Source organism: Gorillibacterium massiliense, from assembly GCF_000455485.1.
Classification (GTDB): domain Bacteria; phylum Bacillota; class Bacilli; order Paenibacillales; family NBRC-103111; genus Gorillibacterium; species Gorillibacterium massiliense.
On sequence record NZ_CBQR020000149.1, the window covers coordinates 107,222 to 125,189 of the forward strand.

Annotated in this window: 16 protein-coding genes and 2 tRNA genes; 11 read left to right on the forward strand and 7 right to left on the reverse strand. The window is 52.0% G+C overall.

What is annotated here, in order from left to right:
* Positions 1-53: 53 nt before the first annotated feature.
* A tRNA-Pro gene (locus TJ79_RS20820) sits at positions 54-130 on the reverse strand.
* A gap of 236 nt (positions 131-366) precedes the next feature.
* Between TJ79_RS20820 and TJ79_RS20825 the strand changes: the two genes are divergently transcribed.
* Together TJ79_RS20825 and TJ79_RS20830 are read left to right on the forward strand one after the other, a co-directional pair.
* Positions 367-1,242: a zinc ribbon domain-containing protein gene (locus TJ79_RS20825; protein ID WP_040952262.1), complete on the forward strand. Its 876-nt coding sequence runs from the start codon at positions 367-369 to the stop codon at positions 1,240-1,242.
* Between the two features lie 30 nt (positions 1,243-1,272).
* The gene (locus TJ79_RS20830; protein WP_040952263.1) at positions 1,273-2,727 is read left to right on the forward strand and encodes a zinc ribbon domain-containing protein; all 1,455 of its coding nucleotides are present in this window, start codon (positions 1,273-1,275) and stop codon (positions 2,725-2,727) included.
* A gap of 50 nt (positions 2,728-2,777) precedes the next feature.
* Here TJ79_RS20830 and TJ79_RS27380 read toward each other — a convergent pair whose 3' ends face one another.
* Positions 2,778-3,044 carry a hypothetical protein gene (locus TJ79_RS27380; RefSeq protein WP_155987974.1) on the reverse strand — a complete coding sequence of 89 codons (267 nt, stop codon included), beginning with the start codon at positions 3,042-3,044 and terminating at the stop codon, positions 2,778-2,780.
* A gap of 341 nt (positions 3,045-3,385) precedes the next feature.
* On the opposite strand from TJ79_RS27380, the gene TJ79_RS27385 reads away from it, so the two are divergent.
* Complete coding sequence (locus TJ79_RS27385) at positions 3,386-3,523, forward strand: hypothetical protein (RefSeq protein WP_155987975.1); 138 nt, start codon at positions 3,386-3,388, stop codon at positions 3,521-3,523.
* Positions 3,524-4,359: 836 nt separating this feature from the next.
* Here the strand turns inward: TJ79_RS27385 and TJ79_RS20835 are convergent.
* From TJ79_RS20835 to tadA, 4 genes are all read right to left on the reverse strand, one after another.
* Positions 4,360-4,436, reverse strand: a tRNA-Arg gene (locus TJ79_RS20835).
* Positions 4,437-4,501: 65 nt separating this feature from the next.
* The gene (locus TJ79_RS20840; protein WP_052339826.1) at positions 4,502-7,144 is read right to left on the reverse strand and encodes an EAL domain-containing protein; all 2,643 of its coding nucleotides are present in this window, start codon (positions 7,142-7,144) and stop codon (positions 4,502-4,504) included.
* A 64-nt stretch (positions 7,145-7,208) separates the two neighbouring features.
* Positions 7,209-8,420, reverse strand: a complete 1,212-nt coding sequence (locus TJ79_RS20845; protein WP_052339827.1) for an ArnT family glycosyltransferase — start codon at positions 8,418-8,420, stop codon at positions 7,209-7,211.
* The gene (gene tadA / locus TJ79_RS20850; protein ID WP_040952264.1) at positions 8,417-8,911 is read right to left on the reverse strand and encodes a tRNA adenosine(34) deaminase TadA; all 495 of its coding nucleotides are present in this window, start codon (positions 8,909-8,911) and stop codon (positions 8,417-8,419) included. The genes TJ79_RS20845 and tadA overlap by 4 nt, the downstream gene beginning before the upstream one ends.
* Positions 8,912-9,372: 461 nt before the next feature.
* Between tadA and TJ79_RS20855 the strand changes: the two genes are divergently transcribed.
* The 6 genes from TJ79_RS20855 to TJ79_RS20880 all read left to right on the forward strand — a co-directional run bounded on the left by TJ79_RS20855 (position 9,373) and on the right by TJ79_RS20880 (position 14,929).
* Positions 9,373-10,674 (forward strand): sensor domain-containing protein, encoded by a 1,302-nt coding sequence (locus TJ79_RS20855; RefSeq protein ID WP_040952265.1) that lies wholly within the window; start codon positions 9,373-9,375, stop codon positions 10,672-10,674.
* 103 nt (positions 10,675-10,777) lie between these two features.
* Positions 10,778-10,984, forward strand: a complete 207-nt coding sequence (locus TJ79_RS20860; RefSeq protein WP_040952266.1) for a hypothetical protein — start codon at positions 10,778-10,780, stop codon at positions 10,982-10,984.
* A 260-nt stretch (positions 10,985-11,244) separates the two neighbouring features.
* The gene (gene ychF, locus TJ79_RS20865; RefSeq protein WP_040952267.1) at positions 11,245-12,345 is read left to right on the forward strand and encodes a redox-regulated ATPase YchF; all 1,101 of its coding nucleotides are present in this window, start codon (positions 11,245-11,247) and stop codon (positions 12,343-12,345) included.
* Positions 12,346-12,422: 77 nt separating this feature from the next.
* On the forward strand, positions 12,423-13,490 hold the full coding sequence (gene prfA / locus TJ79_RS20870; RefSeq protein ID WP_040952268.1) for a peptide chain release factor 1: 1,068 nt from the start codon (positions 12,423-12,425) through the stop codon (positions 13,488-13,490).
* Positions 13,491-13,572: 82 nt separating this feature from the next.
* Positions 13,573-14,514 (forward strand): peptide chain release factor N(5)-glutamine methyltransferase, encoded by a 942-nt coding sequence (gene prmC, locus TJ79_RS20875; RefSeq protein WP_040952269.1) that lies wholly within the window; start codon positions 13,573-13,575, stop codon positions 14,512-14,514.
* 106 nt (positions 14,515-14,620) lie between these two features.
* Positions 14,621-14,929, forward strand: a complete 309-nt coding sequence (locus TJ79_RS20880) for a hypothetical protein (RefSeq protein WP_040952270.1) — start codon at positions 14,621-14,623, stop codon at positions 14,927-14,929.
* Between the two features lie 8 nt (positions 14,930-14,937).
* Here TJ79_RS20880 and TJ79_RS20885 read toward each other — a convergent pair whose 3' ends face one another.
* Positions 14,938-16,641, reverse strand: a complete 1,704-nt coding sequence (locus TJ79_RS20885; protein ID WP_238323092.1) for a sensor histidine kinase — start codon at positions 16,639-16,641, stop codon at positions 14,938-14,940.
* A gap of 73 nt (positions 16,642-16,714) precedes the next feature.
* Here TJ79_RS20885 and spoIIR point away from each other — a divergent pair, with 73 nt between their 5' ends.
* Together spoIIR and TJ79_RS20895 are read left to right on the forward strand one after the other, a co-directional pair.
* Positions 16,715-17,479 (forward strand): stage II sporulation protein R, encoded by a 765-nt coding sequence (gene spoIIR, locus TJ79_RS20890; protein WP_238323093.1) that lies wholly within the window; start codon positions 16,715-16,717, stop codon positions 17,477-17,479.
* A 74-nt stretch (positions 17,480-17,553) separates the two neighbouring features.
* Positions 17,554-17,968: L-threonylcarbamoyladenylate synthase (locus TJ79_RS20895; protein WP_040952296.1), on the forward strand; the 415-nt coding region annotated here is incomplete at its 3' end.

The following is a 17,968-nucleotide window of genomic DNA, read 5'->3' on the forward strand; positions in this document are numbered from 1 at the left end:
TTTGCGGGCATGAAAAAATCGCAGCCACAGGCTGCGAATCGTTGATGAAGGTATGGTCGAGACGACAGGATTTGAACCTGCGACCTCTTGCTCCCGAAGCAAGCGCTCTACCAAGCTGAGCCACGTCTCGATGGGATAAAAGAAACAAGTAATATGTAGTATAGCACAGTTGTTGGATCGTGAAAAGAAAGCCCCCTTCGAAATAAGGGCTGCAGATCTGCCCTGATCGGATGATAGTCCCGGTTAGGGCCGTTTTTTTGCAGAACCATGGCGAAATATGGATATTTATACTACTTATTTCACAGACACCCTGAGACTAATGAATTATCCTGTATCTGTAAATAAAACCATAAGGGAGGAATGTTCATGGAATGTACGCATTGTGGGTATTTAAATCAGGGAGGGAATTTCTGTATTAAATGCGGTACGCGGTTTGAAAAGACACCAGCAGCTGATAGTGCGATGAGATCGGAAGGTATAGAAGCAGTTGACGGTCCAGTTACCGTTGGCGTACCTGCCGGAGAGTTGGGGACGGACAAACCTTGGAGCGCTTCGGAAGTTCAAGTGCAGCCTCAACCTAATGTGGCAAACGATATTGTGCAAACAGTAAAAGAAGGTGCGGTGACGTACCTGCATTTTGTTCGGGATGCATTACGGAAGCCTGCGGCAGTCGGCATGAGTGCCAGTCGAGGGACTTTTACTAACGCAGTCATTACCTTCGTACTGTTTTCGATTCTTACGCCTCTCTTTACGTTTAGTTTGCTGAAACAGGTGATCAGCGGCATTCAGGGCATTTTTGAGGTGAAGGTTTCATTTGGCACGGTTGTAGCGAGGCCGGCTGTTTTTTATGCGCTCTTTTTGTTTTTGGTTGCGCTGATCATCATGGGCGTGCTCTACCTGGGAAAAGTGCAAATTACATATAAACAGGCGGTCGCCCGTTTTGGCGCTCTCCTTGTGATACCTACAGTTTTGATGGCTGCGGCCATCGTGATTTCGCTGCTTCATGCCAACTTTTTCCTAAAGGTCGCATCATCCTTGAGCGGTTTAGGGATGCTCGGCGTTCTGATCGCTATTGTGATTACTGCATATAGCTTCAAGCGCAACAGCGAGGGCGGGCTCGACTCGTTTTACGTGGTACTGTTAACGTTCGTCGGCATCGGGATTGTGCTATCTTTGTTCGGCAACTACATGGTACACTCTTTCATCAATTCGATGCAGGATACGTTTGGCGTCAATTTCTGATGGAAGTACGATTAAGCTTGGAGGTTTGACATGGGATATTGCAACCATTGCGGGAGCGCGCTTCCGCCTGAAAGCTTGTATTGCCCCGAGTGCGGAACGAAGGTAGAAAACGATGCCGCTGATTTCATCACGGTACCGCAGGCAGTTGTTAGAACACCTCGGAAGCCTATCAACCGGAAAATGATTTGGTGGCTAGGTGGGATCGTTGCGGCTGTTATTATTTTAGTAGGCTTGTATATGGTAGGAGCCTCGTTGTCGGATAAAGATCGGATGCTGCACCAATTTGAAGCTGCGGTTAAGGCAGGGGATAGCGGCAAGCTGGAGCACATGCTGGTAACGGATGACAAAGGGATAACCGGAAAGAAAATGGCGGAGAGCTTGATCAGCGCAAATAAAAATTATCCATCCTTCTTAAGCGATCTGATGACCAGCTTGAAGGCTCAGTCCAAACAAATGGATTCGAAGGGGAAAAGCAAGAAGACGGTTTTTGATTTGGACGAGCTGTTTGGCGAAGGCCAGACGAATACTCTGCTTACTCTGAAAAAACAGGGAAAATCGCTGTTGCTTTATGACCGTTATGTTTTGCAGCTGCAGCCATACCGGCTGAGCGTAACCACGAATTTGGAGAATACCGCGATTTATGTAGATGGTGTTCAGGTCGGAACGGTCAAGGGTGAATATGGCACCCAAGAGGTGGAAGGGCTGCTTCCCGGCCTGCATAAAGTGAAGGCGACTTATACCGGCGATTTTGCGAGCTTTGACAAGGAAGAGGGCGTTGATTTATTTTCAATGGCCGATCAGCATGCCCAGCTTACCTTGAACCTGCCAGGTGATTTCGTTTATCTGAAGACTAATTATGATGGGGCAGCCGTTTATTATCTGGACGACAAGGACGTGACATCGTTGGTGAGGGAGGGGAAAGCAATCGGACCGATCGCTTATGACGGGACGCATAAGGCGGTGGCTGAAGTGCTGTTTCCATGGGGTAAAATGAAGTCGGACGAGGTTGTCGTGGATCAAATGTATAATACTTTGACAATTAACCCGCTCTCGGCTGAAGTGAAGGATCAGATCATGGCGGCGGTGGCGAGCTTTTACAAGAGCTGGGCTCTTGCTTACACAAGCTTTGACCCCTCTCAATTAAAGAATGTAGACGCTGATTGGGCGATGTCTCTTACCGATTCCATCAACGAGAGCAAGGAAGCGGGGGACCGCGTGATCATAACCAGCAAAAGTATTACCTTCGATCTGGACAGCTTCGATCTTCAAGAGAATAGCGACGGGTATCGCGTTTCGGTGGATGCGCGGAATTTGGATAACGGGATTTCGTATAACAATACTTATTCGGAGGCACCACCGGCGTCGGACTATGAGAACGACCGTACGTTCAAGCTTGCTTTTCGCGATAAGGAGTGGAAAGTATTAGGGGCTTCTACAACGTATTATTTCAATGATGCACATACGAAGGTCATCAACAACCCGTAAGGCTGAAAAATGGCGCAGCATAAAGGGGTGCATCCATTTATGGGTGAATGTCACCCGGCAAGCGTCCAATCTTCAGGCAATTGCTCTGCGTACAATACGGTATCTCTAACAGAGAGGAGCAAATAACCATGGGATACGCAGGTGGCGTTGGTTGCGGAGTACCGGCATTTGGTAGCAGCATTGCTTTCATTTTGGTACTGTTTGTTTTGCTGGTCATCATTCTCCGGACGATTGCTTACTAAGAAACCTTGAATCCCGGCTGCTTCTGAGCGCACGGGAGTGTCATCTGGGAACGGATGATGGACTAGAAGCTTCACCGAAAGGAGCCTCCAGACGGGGGCTCTTTTTGTGTAGTACGGCTCTAGTGGGGAGCAACCTTTTTCCGATTGTGGCCAAGGATGAAGTGAGGCTTGAAATTTCCGGGACTGCTTACGCGTATCTTCATCTTTTTGCGATTTCCGTCGATAAATTGGAATAATTGTTTATAGATAGTAGTAAAAATCACCGTTTCATTTGAAAAGTTGCATTATAGTAATCCTGTAAGTTGGTCCGACAAGCTTTCACTAATCGATAAATTGCTTTGCCAAAGTGGAGTGGGTTCCCGAGGCTTATATTCCAACAAGTGCTCTTAGCTTATTAAGGAAAGCAGATGATCCATATGAAGAATATCCTTGCATGGAATGCCGGCACAATAAATGAAGAGAAATATCGCTTGGCCCGCGGTATGTTTTATGGGACATTAATGGTGTTGCCTTTTTGGGCGCTGGTGGGGGTAATCATTTTTTTGGCGGTATGAGGAGATGGCTTTGACGAGCCTCTATCGGTTCGAATCGGCCTCTCGGCGACTCTCTTTATGCTTGAAAATGGGTTATACCTTTCTGAAAAGGGACCTGGCGCAGTCTCGAGTAACATCGGGCTAATAAACATAAAAAAACCTCTATTCCGATTAGATCGTTTTGACACTCAGATTAGAGGCGGATAGCATAACAAAACCCCGCTAGCTTAGGCTGGCGGGGCTTTTTTGTTGGATGACAATACAATTTAAATAACAAAGGTTCCAAGGATGATAACCAACAGAATAAATAGTACAAGAACAAAAGCAGAGATTGATCCGCCTCCTGTTGCTGGGACGCAACCGTATGACATGCTTTTTCACCTCTCCTTTCCGCAAACATGGTACAGCATATGCTGAATTACATAGTAGGATTGGATGTTTTACACGACATATGCGATTTGGTGATCAAGCACCTAATTCCAAGCCGATTTATGAATTTCTATCAATTCAAACTACAGGGGCGTCATGCGAGCGGAGATAAGCATCAAATTGACGGAGTATGTTGGGGAACTGCTGGGTAAACTTCGGAGGGATTCGCCGACGGATTTAAATTAATCAAATGCAGCGTGAAAACCCGTTCCCAAACCACTTTCTGGGCTTGGAATAAGTTTTTTACACAAAAATAAAAACCCTAAAATATCAAGGGCTTCCGTCGAATGTAATGGCGTTCCCGATCGATACCGCCCCTGAGGGGCGGACTGCGAAGCAACGCTAACGAAGCGGATGCTCCGACGAACCTCTACCGGTTCGAATCAGCCTCTCGGGAACTCTTTTATGCCTAAAAATGGGCATAAAAATGGCGTTCCCGAGAGGATTCGAACCTCCGACCTGCAGTTTAGGAAACTGTCGCTCTATCCTACTGAGCTACGGGAACGCAGCATTACTCATTGTAGCACAGAGGCTTTTCTCTCCGCAATAGGAGGGAAAAGCCTCTTCTTGTCACAGCAGAAACTGCTGCTCAATTTTCTCTGGGCGGTCCGGGCGGCCGATGAAGTAGCCTTGGACCTCGTTGCAGCGGTTGGATTTTAAGAAGTCCATTTGTTCTTTCGTTTCGACGCCTTCGGCAATGACGGTCAGGTGCAGGCTCTTGGCCATGGTAATGATGGCTGTGACGATCTCGGCATCCGTGTTGTTGATGAAAATATCCCGGATGAACGAGCGGTCGATTTTGAGGGCGTGGATCGGCAGCCGGTTCAAGTAGCTGAGGGACGAATACCCGGTGCCAAAGTCGTCGATGGAGATGTACACGCCCATTTCCTTCAACCTCTGCAAAATGCCGATAACCTGGTCGTGATGTTTCATAACCGATTCGGTGATCTCCAGCTCCAGATGCGTGGGCTCAAGGCCTTCCTCCTGCAAAATGGTGGCAACCAGATCAGGAAGATGCTTGTCCTGCAACTGCTTCACGGACAAGTTCACCGCCATCCGACCTACGGCGACTCCAGCGTCCAACCATTTGCGAAGCTGGCGGCAGGCATGCTGCAATACCCAGGCACCGATATCGATGATCAAGCTGGTTTCTTCGGCAATGGGGATGAACTTGTCCGGCGGCACCGGTCCCCATTCGGGATGGCTCCAGCGCAGCAGTGCTTCGAACCCGGTGATGCTGCCATCCTCGAGCTTACGCTTCGGTTGATATTCCAGATGGAAATCGTCGTTTTCCAGGGAATTGCGGAGACCTTTGTCGATCTCCAGCTTATATTGGACGGTTTCGTTCATTTCCTGGGTGAAAAAGCGGTATTGGTTCTTCCCGTTGATTTTGGCATAGTACATGGCGGTATCCGCGTTTTTGATCAGGGTTTCTTCATCATCCCCGTCCTCCGGGTAGAAGCTGATACCGATGCTGGGGGTGGAGAAAAATTCATGGCCGTTCAGGTGATATTTCCGCCCCAGGCTCTTTTTGATCCGGTTTGCCACCGCTTCGGTTTCGTCAAGATTGGCTCCTTCGAGGATGACGGTGAATTCGTCGCCACCCAGGCGGGAAACGGTATCTCCTTCACGGACGCAGGCGGTCAGGCGGGTAGCCGCATCAATCAAAAGCTGGTCGCCTATGTCGTGGCCCAGGGAATCGTTGATTAACTTAAACTGGTCGAGGTCGATGAATATAACCGCTAACCGCCGGCCGTAACGCTTTGCTCCGGCGAGGGAGATCTTCAGGCGATCATAGAACAGCCTTCGGTTAGGCAGCCCTGTTAAGGAATCGTGGAAGGCGTAATGGCGAATTTCCTCTTCATACCGTTTACGTTCGCTGACGTTACGGAAAACGAGCACCACTCCGAGAATCACTCCATCATCGTCGTGGATCGGCGATGCGCTGTCGTCGATGGGGATTTCCGGTCCATCCTTTGGCAGCAGCACTGTATTAAAAGGCAGCGTGGCGATGGAATCCGTTTGGATGGCTTGGTAAATAGGGTTTGTCACCGGCTGCCGCGTTTCTTCGTGAACGATGGGGAAGACCATCTCGATGGGCTGCCCCACCGCTTCCTTCCACGCCCAATTGCACAGCTTTTCCGCAACGGGATTCATGTAGGTGATGCGGCCTGTGGCATCAGTAGAAATCACGCCGTCGCCGATGCTATCCAAGGTTGTGGCAAGATGCTTGCGACTTTCCCTCAGGGCTACCTCGGTCTTTTTGATGGCGGTAATGTCAAAAATCGCCCCGATGACCTTCACGACCTCGCCGCTCATGTCATGGATCGGGCGGCAGGATTCCCGCACCCAGATGGGTTTTCCATCCGCACGGGTATACTGGATTTCCAGGCTGTAGCGCTGCCCGTTGCGCAGGGCTTGGCTTCCTTTTTCCAGCTCGGCTGTGGTCTCGGGCCGAAGCAGCTCCGACCGCCAGTTGAAGGCATTTTGCGTAAGGACTCGGCGGGAATAGCCGGTCAACGTCTCCATGCCGCTGGAGAAGACCGCTTCCCCTGTGGCCAGATTTAAGCTCCAGATGGCGGCTTCGACGTTATCGAAAATTTGCTCCAGCTCCGCCTGTTTCTTTTGTAGCTCCTGGGCATCCTGGTCGGCGCGTTCTAAATAACGGGCGAAAAAGAATGCCAGCGGTCCCATCACACCGGTGAATAGCCAAAAATTGACGAGAACATGTTTAAGCTCGTTCGTATTGGATAGAAGAAAAAGAAACGGCACACTTCCCATTACCAGGTTCAGCATGATCATGGCGGTGCTTTGCTTCCACGGGGTAACCCGCCATTTTTTCCGGATGAGAATGCTGAGGGAAAGTAGGAGAACCAATATGGTTAACGCAAAATAAGTGGAATTACTGATTGGGAAAAACAGCAAACGGAACAGTCCAATCATCACAGCGGCGATTATCGCCGGGACCATCCCCCCGAACATGACGGCGAGAATGACGACCAACAGCCGCAAATCCATGATGATTTTCGTGTCCTGTACATGAACGGTAAAATACATCAGCAGCATGCCAAGCATACCGTAGCCAATCCCCTGCAAAAGAGAATGAAGGATCGTTGTGGTTTTGCGCAGCTTGATGATTTTATTTAGCAATGGATTGATCAGAAAGAGGCCGGAAACCAAAATGGAGCCGTTAATCAGAAGATCGCGAAACAATTCTTCACCTGCTTAATATGAAAGTTCTACATTTATTCGACGAAAGACAACTTAATCCCTTTGTTTAGGGTTGAAAATTGTTCCGATGTTTGTCTGATATGCGTCTAAACTCCCATGCGGAGAACAAAAACAGTAAGGGAAGCAGGGGGATCGCATAGCGGGAATGGGTCAAATAGACCATATGTAATAGGCACATGTACGCAATGAGTGAAGCCATCAGAAGGGCGGTGGTGTTTCGCCGGAAGCGCCAAAATCCGATAAAGCCAGGAATAAGCAAAACATAATGGAGGATAATGGCGACAACCAGCGGAATGCCAGGAAGAGGTAGCCAATAAAAGACATCCCCCCAGAACAGCAAAAATTTTCCGACGGTATACCAACTGGCATAGGTCCAGAAGGAGCGGTGGAATCCGGTTTTCAGGCGTTCCACGGCTCGTTCGGTATCCTGACGGTTATTGACCTGAAGATCGTCGGTGGCATGCCATGTTCGTTGTTCGTCCATGAATAGAGAAGGCACCGTCCATGGATAGGTCCCGAGGAGCAGAGGATTGCCTCCGGACTCCGTCAGGGGGATGAATCGGTCGGTTACCTCATAGTTCCGCACCCACCAAGGAGATAAGAGGAGGACAAACAATAGGGCGGAGACCAGTCCGCAACGTAAAAGCGAGCGCCAGGGGATGCGCCGGCGGAGAATTAAGATCAGCAAAAATATTCCGGGCCAAAGTGCGATAGTGGGGCGGATATAAACGGCCACAGCCCAGGCCAGACCAAAGGCGGCGGCGCGCAGAACGGTGGGGCGTTCTTCGGCTCGGAAGGCAAGCTCCAACAGGATCATCAACGCTAAAGTGAACATGGCTTCGGTAAATAAAAAGGTGGATTCCAACCAAAAGGGCGGGTAAACCACACAAAAGAAAACCGCCCATAGGGAGGTTTTTGGCGAGAACAGGCGGTTTCCAATCCGGTATAGAAGGGCGAAGGCGCCTGTCATCATCACCGCTTGAAGGATGCGGACTACCTGAGCGGCGGTTTCGCCGGTTCCGAACACGCTCATTATCAATGCGATGAAGCCGGGGTAAGCCGGAGTGATGAAAACGGTGGGCCGAGTGGGATCATTGTAGGTGAGGACACCGGTTTTTAACAGGATGCGGGCAGACTCCAAGTACTCCCGGTCATCGGAGTGGTAATCGTAAAAGCTTCCGTGGACAAGGATAAGGATGATTTTCAACGCGAGGCTGATGCCGAGCGTTATCCACAGAATGCGGCGAGGCCGGTTCATGAGAGGTCCCCTTTGCTTTTACTGCGCAGATCGCGGAAAAAAGACGTCAGCGCGTTGGCACACTCTTCCTGTAGTATGGCCTCTGTCAGCTCCACCCGATGGTTGAATCGCGGCTCCTGCAGCAGGTTCATCAGCGTTCCGGCGCATCCGGCTTTGGGGTCGGGTGTTCCGTAGATGACGTGGGGCACCCGGGATTGGACAATGGCGCCGGCGCACATCGGGCACGGCTCCAAGGTGACGTAGAGCCGACAATTGAGTAACCGCCAGGCTCCTAAAGCGGCGCTTGCTTCACGGATGGCGATCATTTCGGCGTGAGCCGTCGAATCCGCCGTTGTTTCCCGCAGGTTATGACCCCTTCCAATGATTCGGCCTTCATGGACGATGACGGCACCAATGGGAACCTCTTTAAGCAGCCGCGCCTTTTCCGCCTCAGCCAGTGCTTCCCTCATCCATTTTTCATGCTCCAGCTGATCTATTTCTGGGAGTTCCATCCTTATTTTCACCTCAAACATCCACAGATTGTGGATAAAGTCTATCGAACACTCATTCGTTGTTAACATGTTGTGGATAATTATGTGGATAACCCTATGGGTAAGTGGATAACTGCCCATATTTTACTTGGATTTTCCTATGAGAGCAAACCTAATCCCCATGCCTAATAGGAAAGTAGAAATTTGACGGATTATCCGAGTTATTTTGAAGAAAGCAGGACTGAAGTAATTGTCAAATATCGGGAATCCTTTTATACTCGAATTATAGACTAGTTATTATGATTATTAAGTTATATAAATTATTGACAAACCTTTCTGGAATGCGGGTTGTATGGGACAAAGGTCTACGAATTCCTTGATTCTTGGCTATTCAGCTTTGGAACCCCGCCCACCTGCCAAGCTGTCTGGAGTGAAGACGGCTATTTTTCGACTTTATTTGTCCTAGGAAAAGGTGGTGCGGTGTGGATAAGTGCGCAGCAGCGAACGAAGCGCTTGGCGATACCTTGGCGGTTCTTTCCAAATTGATCCGCTCGATTCCGGAGGCAGTTATTCTGCTTGGCGTGGAGCCCGTAGGATTCCGATATTTGCAGGCTAACGATATCGCGATGAGAATTACCGGCATGTCGCAGGATTGGTTGGGTAAAAGGCTGGAAGAGATCCATAGCATGGAGGAGGCTTCGCAAATCGAGGATCACTGCCGGAAAGCGGAAGCTTCGGGGACACCGCTTCCTTATGTCGGATTATTTCCTCCCGGCGGGAAGATTGGCAAGGCCGTGTGCACCTTTTGTCCGATCCCGAACAGACACGGAATCTGCAAGCATATGATGGTCATCGCCCGTTTTCCCGAAACGCCGGAGACGGTGGGAGAAGAGGATGAGGAGCTGCCTCGGGTCAAGCATTATTTTAAAAATATGAGCGAACTTATCACCCGCATCGATTGCGAATGGCGCATTCAATATGCATCCCTCTCCTACCGCGCTGTGCTGGGTTGGAGTCCGGCCGATATGATCGGCGAAGATATTCTCGGCTATGTTCATCCGGAGGACAGGCCTCAGGTCATGGCTAAATTGCGCCGCCTCATGGCGACGCAGGAAACCATGTCCGTTGATTACCGGCATCGGAATCGGGACGGGGCTTGGCAGTGGATGGAAGTAAAGGGCATGCTGACCCCGGCGGAGGATGGACCTTGGTCGATTTTATGGGTATCCCGGGATATCACGGAGAGAAGAAGATGGGAGGAACGGCTGTCGCAACTGGTGTATTTTGACGAAGGAACGGGGGCGGCCAATCTTCAGCTTTTTCGTGACCGGTTGGAGCAAGCCATCCGCGTAGCCCGCAGGCACCGACGGAGCTTTGTGTTGTTTTATCTAAATCTGGATGATTTCCGGTTGATCAATCGCGAATACGGATACGAGTACGGGGACGGGGTGATGCAAGCCATCGTTTATCGCTTGCAGGATTATGTCGGAGACAGCGGCACCTTAGGCCGTTTGTCCGGGGACGAATTTCTGATCCTGTTGGAAGATGTCGCTTTCACTTCTGAAGCGGCGGAGACAGGAGATAAGCTTTTGCGGGAATTAAGTCGTCCGTTAATTGTCGAAGACGTGGCTCATGAGGTGATGGGAAGCCTCGGGGCAGCGCTTTTCCCGTTGCAGGCCCGGCATGGCGTGGCGCTCATCGAATGCGCTCAAGCGGCCATGTATCAAGCGAAAGAGCAGGGGAAGAGCCGTTGTCAGGTCTATGAACCACCTGTCGTGAACTAAAAAAGGCATAAAATATAAGAACACATGTTTGCATAAAAGGAGGGAAATCGCGTATAATAAACTAAAAAAACGGGAACATTTGTTCCTGAAAGAGGTGCAGGTTATGCCGGGACCTTTTCAACGCTATGTAGGAAAAACCGTAGATATCATCTACTTGGATCACGCGAACCATCTTTCGCAGCGGCGGATTCGCGTGCTGTCGGCTGATAGGCAAATCATTTCCGCGTACTGCTGGGAACGGAAGGGACCTCGCTGTTTTAAGAGTGATAACGTGCTTGCGGTGATGCCGGTGAAGAAGCATGTCGGTTGATTAGTAGTACAGAGCCCTGTCGGGAAGTGAACGCGGGGATTATAGGATTCGGAAGTTGCGTTCATGGGGCGCAGCTTTTTTCCCGATGGGATAGGATAAACTAAAGCTAATGGAATGAGAGAGGACCGATCTTTTGCCTCTGCTGTTTTATTGACTAAGGAGGGACAGTTGGTTAATCGGAATACCGCTGGGCATTTGAGCGATTTTTCTGTATAATAAGAAGGATGCACTTTAACGATTGAAATGGAGTTGTTCAATAGATGGCATTAAAAGCGGGAATTGTCGGGCTGCCCAACGTAGGCAAGTCGACGCTGTTTAACGCAATTACCCAGGCGGGAGCGGAATCCGCCAACTATCCCTTCTGTACCATCGATCCCAATGTGGGAGTTGTGGAAGTACCGGACGAGCGGCTGCAGAAGCTGGCCGACATCGTTATTCCGAACCGCATCGTGCCGACTGCTTTTGAGTTCGTCGATATCGCCGGTCTGGTGAAGGGCGCGAGCCAAGGGGAAGGCCTCGGCAATAAGTTTCTCGCTCACATCCGGGAAGTGGATGCGATTGTCCATGTGGTGCGTTGTTTTGTAGACGAAAATATCACCCACGTATCGGGTAAAATCGATCCCTTGGGCGACATCGAAACCATCAACCTGGAGCTGATTTTGGCGGACGTTGACTCTGTGGAGAAGAGGCTCGACCGTTCCCGCAAAAACATGAAGGGCGGCGACAAGAAATACGCGGCCGAAGTGGAATTGCTGGAGCGGATCAAGGAAGCTCTCTATAACGACAAGCCAGCGCGCAGCGTGGAATTCAGCGACGAAGAGAAACTGATCATCCGTGATCTGCCGCTCTTGACGCTCAAGCCGGTGCTTTATGCAGCTAATGTTAGCGAGGCGGAAGCCGGGGATACGGTGGGCAATGAATATGTCCAACTGGTACGCGAGTTCGCCGAAAAAGAAGGGGCCGAATGTGTGCCAATCAGCGCTAAAGTGGAGTCCGAAATCGCCGAGCTGGAGGGCGAGGATAAGGAGATGTTCCTGAGCGAGTTGGGCCTCTCGGAATCCGGTTTGAACCGGTTGATCCGCAGCGCGTATAAGCTGCTGGGGCTGTATACGTATTTTACGGCAGGGGTACAGGAAGTCCGGGCATGGACCATCCGCAAAGGAATGAAGGCGCCGCAAGCAGCGGGCGTCATCCATACGGATTTCGAACGGGGCTTCATTCGGGCGGAGGTTGTCTCGTATCACGATCTGGTAGCCGCCGGTTCGATGAATGCGGCGAAGGAAAAAGGCCAACTGCGGTTGGAAGGCAAAGAATATGTGGTAGCGGATGGCGACGTCATGCACTTCCGCTTTAATGTATAGCGTATTGTGTTGTAAGGATGCAGTTGTGGTTTGACGGCCAGGTAGGATAAGGATAGATAGCAAAGGAAGTGAAAAACATGCTGGATCGTCTTCAAGCATTGGCGGACCGCTACGATAAGCTCAGCGAGCTTTTGTGCGATCCTGATGTGGCTGCGGATTCCAACAAGCTCAGGGAATACTCCAAGGAGCAGTCGGATCTTCAGGAAGCCTATGATGCTTATAATGAATACAAAACGGTGATGGAAGGGCTGGACGCCGCCAAAGCCATGCAAAACGAAAAGCTGGACGACGACATGCGCGAGCTGGTGAAGGCGGAAATCGATGAGCTGAGCGAGCGCAGAGAGCAGTTGGAGCAAACGTTGAACCTGCTGATGCTGCCCAAGGACCCCAACGATGATAAGAACGTCATCGTGGAAATCCGCGGCGCCGCCGGTGGCGACGAGGCCGCTCTTTTTGCCGGGGACTTGTTCCGCATGTACACCAAGTACGCCGATGTTCAGGGTTGGAAGGTGGAAGTACTGGACACCAACGTCAACGATCTGGGCGGCTTCAAGGAAGTTGTGTTTATGATCAGCGGCAAAGGCGCCTACAGTAAGCTGAAATACGAGAGCGGCGCCCATCGGGTGCAGCGGGTGCCGGTAACGGAATCCGGCGGCCGGATTCATACGTCTACCTCGACGGTAGCGGTCATTCCGGAAGCGGAGGAAGTGGAAATCGACATCAAGGAGAGCGATATCCGCGTCGATACCTTCTGCTCCAGCGGCGCTGGCGGTCAATCCGTCAACACCACCAAATCGGCGGTGCGGGTGACGCACATCCCGACAGGCATCGTGGCTACATGTCAGGATGGTAAATCGCAAAACTCCAACAAGGACAAAGCGCTGCAAGTGCTGCGGGCGCGTATTTACGATAAATTTCTGCAAGAAGAACAAGCCAAATATGCCGACGAGCGCAAGAGCAAAGTAGGTACCGGCGACCGCAGCGAGCGGATCCGCACCTACAACTTCCCGCAAAGTCGGGTGACCGATCATCGGGTCGGTTTGACGCTGCACCGTCTCGACTCCGTACTGAACGGCGATTTGACGGAAATTATCCAGACGCTCACCGTAGCGGCTCAGGCAGATTTGCTGGAAAATGCGGAGTAACGGGAAGCGGAACCGCGGGTTGCGGTAACCCGGAAGTACCGGCGATGATGCCGGGTGCAGGCGAAAGGGGCCGTTATACGAAATGGAATTCCAAACGGAAACCGGTACCTCACAGGATAGGACGATTCGAGAGGCCTTTGCGGAGGCTTCTTCTTTTTTCGCGGAAATCGGAGTGCAGGAGCCGGAGAGCAATGCCCGTCTGCTTCTGGAGCATGTGCTGGGAACAGACCGCACCGGGCTGATGCTGCGCTGGAGCGAGCTATTTCCGGTGGAGCGGGCAGCCTCCTGGCGGGCAGCCGTCACTCGCAAGGGAGCGGGGGAGCCGGTGCAGTATATTACGGGCTGGCAGGAGTTTTACGGCCTGCCCTTTACGGTTACGCCGGCGGTGCTGATCCCGCGGCCGGAGACGGAGCTGCTGGTGGAGGCCATCGTGCGCCACGGCAGGCGCATGTGGCCGGATGGCGGCAGCGGTGCGAACGGCGCCGGCGGGGGGGAGCGGCCGAGCCCGCTCTTCGCCGACATCGGCACCGGCAGCGGCGCCATCGCCATCACCGCGGCGGGGCTCTGCCCGGCATGGCGCTTTGCCGCCGTGGACATCTCGCCGGCGGCGCTGGCCGTCGCCAGGGAGAATGCGGTGCGGAACGGGGTGGGGGAGCGGATCCGCTGGATGGAGGGGGACTTGCTGCTGCCGTTAACGGCAGCGGAAGTCGCCCCCGACATCCTCGTCTCCAACCCGCCCTACATCCCCACCGCCGACCTGGCGGCGCTGCAGCCGGAGGTGCGCGTGCATGAGCCGCGCACGGCGCTAGACGGTGGGCCGGACGGCCTCGGCCCGTATCGCCGCATGGCGGAGCAGATGGCCGGGCTCGCCGCCTGGCCCCGTCTCGTTGGTTTCGAGACGGGAATGGGCCAAGCCCGGGACGTCGCCGCCATGCTGGAGCGCCTCGGCCGCTGGGATTGGATCGAGATCGTCCCCGATCTCGCCGGTATCGAGCGGCATGTGCTGGCTGGGCGGGAGGCTTAGTCAGGTGAAAATAATGACAAGCAAAGACCCGGTTTGCAGACAGATGCAGGCCGGGTCTTTTTACGAATATGAATGTTGCTTCATGTGAAGATGAGGGGGATTCGGAATGAAGAAGCGATTAGCCGCCATCGGCATCGGACTGGTGTTAATTGTTGGATTAACAGTTCTGAACTACTGGGGCCCTTATAATGTTGTGGACGCATTAACGGCTAAGAACCTGCTCGAATTTGACGAGATTCAGCAAAAGCTGGACGGGAAGATCATCAGCATTAAATATGTCGGGCGAGACACGTATAAAGTTCACACGGAGAAGAAGGATTATATCCTGGTGGATAACAACAGCGATTATTCCTTTTTGCGGTTCAAGGTATATGAAGCGGACAATGAGATTGAAATCTTCAAAAATCCGATGTAAAGCGAAACTTACTCCTCTTCCGGACAAGGCAGGTAGAGGGTAAAGGTACTGCCGCTGCCCACGGTGCTTTCCAGAGTGATAAAGCCGCCCAGAAGACGGGCGAACTCCCGGGATATCGACAGCCCAAGGCCGGTCCCGCCGTATTTGCGGCTGGTGGTTCCATCCCCTTGCTCAAAGGCTTCAAAGATGATCCGTTTCTTCTCCTCGGGAATGCCGATCCCCGTATCGGTGATGGCAAAAGCGATCCAGTCGTCCCCGGGATATAACTTATCGTCGCCTCTTTCGATGCTGCCGTTGCGACTTTTGCTGCCGCTGATCTTGCGGTCCCCCTTTTGACCCTCCGTCTCCATACCGTTCTCAAGGCCATCCGACAAAATAGGCGGAGCCTTTTTCTGATGCATCATGGCAGTCTTTAACTCAACAAGGTCCGGACTGTAGAGACTCATCGTTATACGACCCGTATCGGTAAACTTAAAAGCGTTGGCCAGCAGGTTTTTTAAAATTTGCTGCAGACGCTGTCCGTCGGTATAAATGATCTTCGGGACGTCCGGAGCCATCTCCGTCATGAAATGCAGCTTTTTGCTTTGGGCTAAAGGCTCAAAATTCCGTTCGATCAGCTGAGGCAGCTCGGTCAGATTAAAGGCGTCGCGAGCGATATTAATGCGCCCCGCTTCTACCTTTGCCAGGTCCAAAATATCGTTGATCAGGCTTAGCAGCTCTTCGCCCGACGTATGGATCATCTGCGCGTAAGAGGCCTCTTCCTCGTTCAAGGTTTTATTGGGATTCTCGGCGAGAATCTCCGATAGGATCAGCAGACTGTTCAGAGGGGTGCGCAGCTCGTGGGACATATTGGCAAGAAACTCCGTTTTTGACTTGGAGTGCAGCAGCAGTTGGCGATTTTTTTCCTCCAACGTGAGATGGGCCTGCTCCAATTGGGCGGTTTTTTCCTGGGAGATATGGTTTTGCACCGCCAGCTTCCGGTTAATGACCCGCAGATTTTCCTGACGCTGATATTCCAGTTGAAAATCCCGCACGATGAGGGAAAAGAACAAACTGAGCAGGATGCCGGCCGGGTAGGTTTTGGTCGCGATGGTGCGCAGATATTCTCCGCTGGGGAGAACGCCGAACAGGGCGATATCCAGCATGTTGACCGTATTCAGGACGAGGATGAAAACCGTTATTTTTCGCAGGAACCCCCAATGTTTGTGGCTTGTCCAACGGTTCAATCCGGCGCAGACTAACCCTAAAATGGCCATATTGGCAAACCCGGCCCATGCGGCGGGGCTGATCTGACCGTTGTCCATGGCCATAGGAAGGCGGGTCAGACCGATGCCGATGCCGATCAGAAACAGCAGGGACGGTTTTTGGATGAACGAGGGAGCAATAATTAAAGGAATATACCGTAAGTCGAAGAGGACGCCGTCGGAAAGCGTGAGGCCGAATTGCATCGAGATACTGCCGACGGCGATAAAGGCAAGAACAAGGAGAGCGAGGCGCGTTTTTTTTGACAGCCAGTTGAGAAAATATTTGCTCAGCAGATTTGCGAGATAGGCGAGGGTCAACAAAATGCAGATATTGGCAAATAACGCCTTATAAATCGTCATCTGAAAAGGAGTCTCCTCTCCTGCAGAGCTTGCAATAGGCCGGGTCGTTCCGGTGCCGCTGGTTAATGGAATTGTATTGAGCATAGCAGGGACCAGGAACTCTATCAATCTCGAACGCTATCAATCTCAAAAACAAAAAATGAAAGGTTTAAAGAATGCGCCCCCTGACCATACTGAACCTATGAACGCGAAAGGGCGTGGCGGGATGGTGCGGCGGACGAATTGGGTGGCTTACGGGTATCTGGCTTTTGCACTGATCATATTATTATTGTCGTGGGAAACCAATATAAGCAATGCCGCTGTTGCGGATTCGGGGATTCCTCAGGATGCCATCCGCATTCGGATTATCGCCAACTCGGATACCATCGCCGACCAAACCGTCAAACGGGTGATCCGCGATCAAGTAGCGCAGGAATTGGGAACATGGATTACCGATCCGGCCGATATCGATGCGGCGCGAAACGAAATCAATGGCCATCTGGATGAGATCCGCACGTTGGTGGGCAATACGCTGACAAAGCGCGGCTTTACATACGACTATCGCGTGGAGTTTGGAAGGACGGATTTTCCGGAAAAAATGTTCGGCGCCCGTCTATATCCCGCTGCCGATTATGAAGCGGTGAAAGTGACATTAGGCGAAGGCAAGGGGAAAAATTGGTGGTGCGTGCTGTTTCCTCCGCTATGCTTCGCGGATGCAGTAGCCAAGAAGAAGGAGCAGGCGACGGAGACAGTTGCGGCAGCCAAATCTGCAGGCGATGAGAAGTCAGTTGGAGCATCGGATAAAACCGAAGGAAAAGTGGTAGCAAAGACAGTCGCGAAAGGCGATGCTGCGGCGGAAGCGAAAAGTGTGCAGGACGAGGGGAAGGAAAAGAAACCGAAGGTTCGCTTTTTCCTCATCGATCTGATCATGCGTCTGATCCACTGGATCAAGAGCTTGTTCGCTTAAAGGGGCCAACTTGAGGAAACCCGAAGGCCCGCGCTATAATGACAACAAAGAATCTGGAAGAAAAGAGCAGACTGATGACAACGTTGATTTGGAAAATAGAAAAAGGCGAAGACCCCGGGGTTCATCCGGGAATTCGCGAGGCGGCGGGGCTACTCGCTGCCGGGCAATTGGTGGCCTTTCCGACCGAGACGGTATATGGGCTGGGAGCGGACGCCCGGAACACAGAAGCGGTGGACGGTATTTTCAAAGCCAAGGGCCGACCGTCGGACAACCCGTTGATCGTGCATATCGCGGAACAGTCTCAGCTTAACGACCTAACGGATCGTTTGGATGAGACTTCTTTGCGTCTCATGGAAATCTTTTGGCCGGGGCCGCTGACGCTGGTGCTGCCGGTGAAGCCGGGGGCGGTGTCGCCCCGGGTGACCGCCGGCCTCGACACCGTCGCCGTGCGCATGCCCTCCCACCCGGTGGCGCTGGCGATCATCGCCG

Bases quoted from the DNA above. Each gene is read 5' to 3' on its own strand.
- prfA (WP_040952268.1), top strand. From the start codon at position 12,423: ATGCTGGATCGTCTTCAAGCATTGGCGGACCGCTACGATAAGCTCAGC.
- tadA (WP_040952264.1), bottom strand. From the start codon at position 8,911: ATGGAACTCCCAGAAATAGATCAGCTGGAGCATGAAAAATGGATGAGG.
- TJ79_RS20825 (WP_040952262.1), top strand. From the start codon at position 367: ATGGAATGTACGCATTGTGGGTATTTAAATCAGGGAGGGAATTTCTGT.
- TJ79_RS20880 (WP_040952270.1), top strand. From the start codon at position 14,621: ATGAAGAAGCGATTAGCCGCCATCGGCATCGGACTGGTGTTAATTGTT.
- prmC (WP_040952269.1), top strand. From the start codon at position 13,573: ATGGAATTCCAAACGGAAACCGGTACCTCACAGGATAGGACGATTCGA.
- spoIIR (WP_238323093.1), top strand. From the start codon at position 16,715: ATGAACGCGAAAGGGCGTGGCGGGATGGTGCGGCGGACGAATTGGGTG.
- TJ79_RS20845 (WP_052339827.1), bottom strand. From the start codon at position 8,420: ATGAACCGGCCTCGCCGCATTCTGTGGATAACGCTCGGCATCAGCCTC.
- TJ79_RS27385 (WP_155987975.1), top strand. From the start codon at position 3,386: ATGAAGAATATCCTTGCATGGAATGCCGGCACAATAAATGAAGAGAAA.
- ychF (WP_040952267.1), top strand. From the start codon at position 11,245: ATGGCATTAAAAGCGGGAATTGTCGGGCTGCCCAACGTAGGCAAGTCG.
- TJ79_RS20860 (WP_040952266.1), top strand. From the start codon at position 10,778: ATGCCGGGACCTTTTCAACGCTATGTAGGAAAAACCGTAGATATCATC.
- TJ79_RS20830 (WP_040952263.1), top strand. From the start codon at position 1,273: ATGGGATATTGCAACCATTGCGGGAGCGCGCTTCCGCCTGAAAGCTTG.